Source organism: Frankia sp. CcMO1 (assembly GCF_977945845.1).
The window spans coordinates 1-5,838 of sequence record NZ_CDWTMG010000275.1 but is presented as its reverse complement, the minus strand read 5'-3'; the positions used below and the strand labels follow the sequence as shown (position 1 = coordinate 5,838).

The 5,838-nt window shown below is 70.9% G+C and carries 10 protein-coding genes and 1 pseudogene; 7 read left to right on the top strand and 4 right to left on the bottom strand.

Going from position 1 to position 5,838, the window contains the following annotated elements:
- Positions 1–326, bottom strand: a pseudogene (locus tag AC08OU_RS21770) (hypothetical protein); the annotation flags it as partial.
- An 82-nt stretch (positions 327–408) separates the two neighbouring features.
- Between AC08OU_RS21770 and AC08OU_RS21765 the strand changes: the two are divergent.
- The gene (locus tag AC08OU_RS21765) at positions 409–603 is read left to right on the top strand and encodes a hypothetical protein (RefSeq protein WP_476605658.1); all 195 of its coding nucleotides are present in this window, start codon (positions 409–411) and stop codon (positions 601–603) included.
- Between the two features lie 80 nt (positions 604–683).
- Here AC08OU_RS21765 and AC08OU_RS21760 read toward each other — a convergent pair whose 3' ends face one another.
- Complete coding sequence (locus AC08OU_RS21760; protein WP_476601996.1) at positions 684–1,172, bottom strand: MarR family winged helix-turn-helix transcriptional regulator; 489 nt, start codon at positions 1,170–1,172, stop codon at positions 684–686.
- Between the two features lie 136 nt (positions 1,173–1,308).
- On the bottom strand, positions 1,309–1,764 hold the full coding sequence (locus AC08OU_RS21755) for a GNAT family N-acetyltransferase (protein WP_476601995.1): 456 nt from the start codon (positions 1,762–1,764) through the stop codon (positions 1,309–1,311).
- Positions 1,765–1,879: 115 nt separating this feature from the next.
- Between AC08OU_RS21755 and AC08OU_RS21750 the strand changes: the two genes are divergently transcribed.
- Positions 1,880–2,230: an alpha/beta fold hydrolase gene (locus AC08OU_RS21750; protein WP_476601994.1), complete on the top strand. Its 351-nt coding sequence runs from the start codon at positions 1,880–1,882 to the stop codon at positions 2,228–2,230.
- Positions 2,227–2,358: a hypothetical protein gene (locus AC08OU_RS21745; RefSeq protein ID WP_462203387.1), complete on the top strand. Its 132-nt coding sequence runs from the start codon at positions 2,227–2,229 to the stop codon at positions 2,356–2,358. The genes AC08OU_RS21750 and AC08OU_RS21745 overlap by 4 nt, the downstream gene beginning before the upstream one ends.
- 241 nt (positions 2,359–2,599) lie before the next feature.
- On the opposite strand, the gene AC08OU_RS21740 is transcribed toward AC08OU_RS21745, so the two are convergent.
- Positions 2,600–2,815: a DUF5946 family protein gene (locus AC08OU_RS21740; RefSeq protein WP_476601997.1), complete on the bottom strand. Its 216-nt coding sequence runs from the start codon at positions 2,813–2,815 to the stop codon at positions 2,600–2,602.
- 165 nt (positions 2,816–2,980) lie between these two features.
- Between AC08OU_RS21740 and AC08OU_RS21735 the strand changes: the two genes are divergently transcribed.
- The 4 genes from AC08OU_RS21735 to pspAB are packed head-to-tail and all read left to right on the top strand — an operon-like array spanning position 2,981 to position 5,635.
- Positions 2,981–3,736, top strand: a complete 756-nt coding sequence (locus AC08OU_RS21735) for a PspA/IM30 family protein (RefSeq protein ID WP_476601993.1) — start codon at positions 2,981–2,983, stop codon at positions 3,734–3,736.
- On the top strand, positions 3,733–4,014 hold the full coding sequence (gene pspAA, locus AC08OU_RS21730; protein WP_462189017.1) for a PspA-associated protein PspAA: 282 nt from the start codon (positions 3,733–3,735) through the stop codon (positions 4,012–4,014). Before AC08OU_RS21735 ends, pspAA begins: the two co-directional genes overlap by 4 nt.
- Positions 4,015–4,055: 41 nt before the next feature.
- Complete coding sequence (gene htpX / locus AC08OU_RS21725; protein WP_476605659.1) at positions 4,056–5,003, top strand: zinc metalloprotease HtpX; 948 nt, start codon at positions 4,056–4,058, stop codon at positions 5,001–5,003.
- A gap of 32 nt (positions 5,004–5,035) precedes the next feature.
- Entirely contained in the window at positions 5,036–5,635 is a 600-nt protein-coding gene (pspAB, locus tag AC08OU_RS21720; protein ID WP_476601991.1) for a PspA-associated protein PspAB, read from the top strand.
- Positions 5,636–5,838 lie beyond the last annotated feature (203 nt).

The following is a 5,838-nucleotide window of genomic DNA, read 5'->3' as shown; positions in this document are numbered from 1 at the left end:
GTAACAAATACGCGATCGAGAGCATCATCGCAGGTCACAGGCCTGTGGAGGGTTCGAAACGCACAAGTTATTTCATTTCGACTCCGTAGCGTCGTAAGGAAGCCTTCGAACTCCGGCCGGACCACATCCTCACGCCAGGCGGAAATCCCGTCATCGGCCCACGCCCGGGCTATCCAGTACTCACCCGTCAGCCGCGCGTAACGCTGACCTCGGGCGAACTGGTCCGGGATACGTGCGTCATTGTCGACATCGGACATCCGGCCGTACCACAGGGCCGGCTCGGCATCGGGCCATTCGGGCAAGGGGAGCAACGAAGGAAATTCCATACGATGATGCTATAACGTACTACTTGCGTAGGCGTTGACGCCCCAGCTAAGGCCCACGGGTGAGAAGCCCAGGTCGCTCTGGATGGCCGGCATCGCCACGGTCACGACGCTGCCGTCCAGAATGATCGTCAGCATGCTGATGGCGAGCACGCCGAGGGCGAGCCAGCGCGACCGTGGCGCGGAACGCCTGGCGGGCGTGGCGCGGGTGGAGGGTACGGCGGGGGTGGAAGGCGTGGCGGGCGTGGGGGCAGCGGACACGGACTCTCCTGTCGGGTGAGGCAACAGAAGGGACCGTAGTAGATGGGACCGCAATAGACGAGCCTGTGGTAGACGATCCTCCTCGTGGCTACCTCGTGGCTACTGAGCCCGCTGGCGGGCCCGCCGGACCGGCTGAGGGCTCTCCGCCGGTCCGGCCAGATGCCCCTCGACCAGGCGGTTCATCGCCCGCAGGAAGACCTCCCGCTCCTCGGTGGGAAGCGCCGCCAACGCCTCCTCGTGGACCCGATCGACGATCTCCTGGCTCCGCGCGGCGATCCGCGCGCCCTCCTCGGTGACCGCGATGATCCGAGCCCGCCGGTCCCTGGCGGAGGGCCGACGTTCGGCGAGGCCGGCCTTCTCCAGGGCGTCGACGGTGACCACCATCGTCGTCTTGTCCATGTCGCCGATCTCGGCGAGCTGGATCTGGGTGCGCTCCTCCTCCAGGGCATGCACCAGCACGCAGTGCATGCGTGCGGTGAGACCGATCTCGGCGAGCGCGGCCGCCATCCGGGTCCGCAGGGCATGGCCGGCGCGGTCCAGCAGGAACGACAGGTCTGGTCCGGCGCGGGAGGGCGCCATGGCGGTCATGCCCGCAGCATAACGACTGGGTCCGTCGCGGATTATCCGTAAGCCTGCCGTCGAGTGGTCGGGGTGATCCAGCCGGCCCGGCTGACCGCGTAGACGGCATGGGCCTCGTCGTGGAGGAACTCGCTGCGGACGTACGTCATGCCGAGGCGTTCGGCGACCCGGACGGACGCGGTGTTGGCCGGGACGATGGCCGAGAGACGACCTCGGTGAGGTCGGGGCGCTGGGCGAACACCCAGGTCAGTGCCGCGGTGGCGGCCTCGGTGGCATAGCCGCGCCCCCAGCGGTCCCGGCGCAGGAACCAGACGGCCTCGACGCCCGGCCACCCGGGTTCGGTCCACAGCCCCGCCTGGCCGACGAGCTGCCCGCTCGCCTTCTCGACGACCGACCACGGACCCACGCCGGTCAGCATCCAGCAGCCCATGCAGCCGGCCAGGGCATGCCAGACGCCGTCCGGGTCGGTCGGCCGGTGGAAGTAGCGGGTGAACTCGGGATCGGACCAGATCTCGGTGTAGCCGGCGACGTCGTCGTTGTGGATGGGCCGCAGGACGAGCCGGTCCGTCGTGAGAAGGGGAATGATCGTGGTCAGACTCATCGCGTCCGGTAGTTTGCCGGAAGCCTGCGGCCCGCCTCGAGAAAGGCGGCGACCGTGGGTTGCGAGGCGGACCGTGGGACCCGCGCGCGAGCCACCGGCTGGATAGCCTCGGGTCGTGGCTCTGTTCTGCCTGCTGCACGGAGCCTGGCACGACGCCACGTGCTGGGAGCCCCTCGGAGCGGAACTGCGGGCGCGGGGACATCGGGTGGTGGCACCGGACCTGCCGTTGCACAACCCGGCCACGACGTACGAGGAACGCATCCGCCCGGCGCTCGCCGCCCTCGATGCGGCCATCGTGGCCGCCGGACCAGGGGCTCCCGGGACCGCCGGGATTCCCGGGACCGCCGGATCGATCGTGGTCGTCGGGCATTCGATGGGGGCCGCCGACGCGCCCCGACGGCACCAGCGCCTGGGATCCACGGACGGCGATCGCGGTGCTGTACCCGCGCCGCCATCCCCACCATGATCGTCTGTGCCACCGGTGACGAGCTGTTCGACATCGAGTCCGAGCGGGCCGGGGCGAGGACGTCGCTCGGCGTCGAGCCCGTCGAGATCCCGGGCGGCCATCTGCCGATGCTGGAGGCCCCGGATTAGACCGGGCCCTGGCGTCGCTCCTCCGACCCCGACGGATCAGACCCCGGGCCCTCGGCCGGCCGCCGGACCGCCCCGTGCTCGGGGCAAGCCGACGTCACCCTCCCGACTGCCGGTAGACCGGCCGTACCCCGGGTACCCCGGACGCGGGAGGCGCTGGGGGCACGGCGGCACTTCCGGCAGGCGGTGACCAGACCATGCCGCGGCGGGGGTTCGAGCCAGCGGAAGTCCGGACGGTACGCCATCATCCGTTTGCGCAGCATGGGACCGGCCTGCGGGTCAACACCGTCCTCGACGAACAGGCACAGCGCGGCATCAGGCACAGCGCGACTGCCTGGACTTCGCGGCGAGTTGTGCCGCCAGGATGCTGCGCGGCACAGGCGTCCACGACGAATTGGTGCACCGGTCGGTAGGCCCCGAGACCGTAGGAGCGCGCGAGTAACTTGCCGTAGCCGGCCAGCGGTGCCGTAGCCGGGCGGCGAACAGGCCCGGGACGGATCAGACCATCGCCGGTCGTGTGGACGGCGGCGCCGGGGGCATTCCCCCAGCACAGGCCGGCGGCTGACCGGCGGCTGACCGGCGGGATCGGAGAGGGACCGACGGGATCGGGGGAGGGAAGGCGTCGATGAGCCTGAGCAGACGGCTGGCGTTGGTGTTCCGGGCCAAGGCCAGCAGGATGTTGGACCGCGCCGAGGATCCGCGTGAGGTTCTCGACTATTCCTACGCCCGGCAGCTCGAGCTGCTGGCGCAGGTCCGCCGCGGGGTAGCGGACGTCGCTACCAGCCGGAAGCGGCTGGAGCTCCAGGTCGAACAGCTACGGGCGTCCGCCGAGCGGCTGTCCGGGCAGGCCCGCCAGGCGGTCGCCGCGGGCCGCGACGACCTGGCCAGGGAGGCCCTCGGCCGCCGGGCCGGGGTGGCCGCGCAGCTGGAGGAGCTGCGGGAGCAGCATGCATCGCTGCGGGCGGAGGAGGACCGGTTGACGCTGGCGGCGCAGCGGTTGGCGGCCCAGCTCGAGGCGTTCCGGACCAGGAAGGAGACGGTGAAGGCGACGTACACCGCGGCGGAGGCGCAGACGAAGATCGGCGAGGCGCTGGCGGGGGTCTCCGAGGAGATGGGCGACGTCGGCCTGGCAATCCAGCGGGCCGAGGACAGAGCCGAGCAGATGCAGGCCAGGGCCGGCGCGATCGACGAACTACTCGCCTCCGGAGCCTTGGAGACGGCGGCCGGTGGCCCGCGCGACGACAACCAGGCCGAGCTGGACCGGCTGTCCGTGACCGCCGACATCGATCGGGATCTGGCCGAGATCAAAAGCGCCATGCCCGCGCGGGCGATCGGCGGCCGCCAGCCGGCCGACGCTGCTCGACCGGAGGAGCAGCCGTGATCGTGCGCATTCTGGGTGAGGGCCAGTTCGACCTGCCCGCCACCGACCTGGAGGCCCTCAACGAGCTGGATGACGTGCTGCTGGCGGCCGTCGAGGCCGGGGACGAGCCGGCGTTCCAGGAAGCCTTGACGAGGCTGCTCGAACGGGTCCGGACGCGCGGCCGCGCGGTGCCGGCGGACCGGCTGGAGCCATCGGAGCTGGTGCTGCCGCGCGCCGGCACCGGGCTGGCGGAGGTCCGCGGGCTGCTCGGCGAGGAAGGCCTGATTCCCGGCGGCTGAGCCCCGGCCGACGAGGTGACGATGGTGAGGTGACGATGATGATGGTGACGCGTGCGCCGCGGAGGTTCGCCCCGGACCAGGGACTGTCGGCCCGGATGGTGCTGACCGTCTTCCTGCTCGGGCTGGTCTACGTCGCCTTCATCGCCGTCCTGATCGCTGTCGGGGTGTCACCGGTCCTGGTTGTCCTGATCGCCGGCGGGCTGCTCGCCGCCCAGTACTGGTTCTCGGACCGCCTCGCGCTGTACGCGACCGGTGGGCGCATCGTCAGCCCGGCGCAGGAGCCGCGGCTGCACGGCGTCGTGGACCGGCTCTGCGCGCTGTCCGACCTGCCGAAGCCCGCGGTGGCGGTCGTGGGCACCGACCTGCCGAACGCGTTCGCCACCGGCCGGACCCCGAAACGCGCCGTCGTCTGCGTGACGACCGGGCTGCTGCGCAGGCTGGAGGCCGACGAGCTGGAGGGGGTGCTGTCCCACGAGCTGTCCCACGTCGCGCACCGGGACGTGGCCGTCATGACCGTCGCGTCGTTTCTCGGGGTGCTCGCCGGTCTGGTCACCCGATTCGGTCTCTACTCCGGGATGGCCGGCGGCTTCGGTCGGTCCGACGGCTATGACGACGGCGACGGCGATGATGAGGACAGCGGCGCCCTCGTCGTGTTCGTCGTGGTGGTCGCCGCCGCCGCCGTCTACGCGCTGTCGTTCCTGCTGACCAGGGCGCTGTCGCGGTACCGGGAGCTCGCCGCCGACCGGTCCGGGGCGATCCTCACCGGCCAGCCGGCCGCGCTCGCCGCCGCGCTCACCAAGGTCACCGGCGAGATCTCCCGGATCCCGACCCGCGACCTGCGGGCCGCCGAACCGTTCAACGCCTTCTTCTTCGCCCCTGCGCTGGCGAACGGCGTCAGCCTGTCCTCGTTGTTCTCGACCCACCCGCCGCTGGATGCCCGCCTGGCCCAGCTTGCCCGGCTGGCCGCCCAGTCCGGTGAGCCCGGGTAGTTCGGTGACCCGGGTAGACAGTAGGCCGGACCATGCGGATCCTCGACGTGCTTCTCGGCCGGACCCGGCCCGCCCCGCCGGACCTCGACCGGCTGTTCACGCTCCCGGCCGCCGCCGTCACCCTGCAGGCCGCCAGCTCATGGCGGCCGACCGGGGCCGGGGCGGTCTGCGTCAAACCCGCGTCCGGCGGCGCGTTCACCGGGGTAGCGCAGGAGATCGACCGGCTGCTGAGCCTGGACGGCGGCCGGTACGAGCGGCGCACGGACAGCTTCGGGTACAGCTGGCTGCTGCGACGGACCGGCGAGCAGGACCTCGCTGGCCTGGTCACCGACCTGCACGCGGCGAATGCCGCGGTGCGCGACGCCGGTTTCGGCCCGGCGCTGCTGTGCACCGTCGTCGGGTTCACCGACGGCAGCCGGCAGATGGGGCTGATCTACCTTTACAAACGCGGCACCTGGTACCCGTTCGTGCCGGCCGGTGACCAGCGCCGGGACAATCCGGCCGAGCTGGAGGTACGGGAGGTGCTGGCGGGTGAGCTCCCGATCGAACCGGACCTGTCCCGCTGGTTTCCCCTGTGGGGAGCGCCCGGCCTCGACACGCCGGATCCCGCGCCCGATCAACCAGGAGAATAGCCCTTGGGTGTAACCTATGGTATTCGTGAAACTACTAGATAGGACTACCGGCGAGGCCGACGTGGCCTTGGGCCAACAGTATTGCGTTTAACCACCCGATTTCCATCTCCCAGCCACCCTTAGGAGTGGTGCAACCACCCTTCGCCGGCTGCAAAGTTGTGACCCACTTCACGCAACGATGCAGCGGAGGGCCGATGGGAATC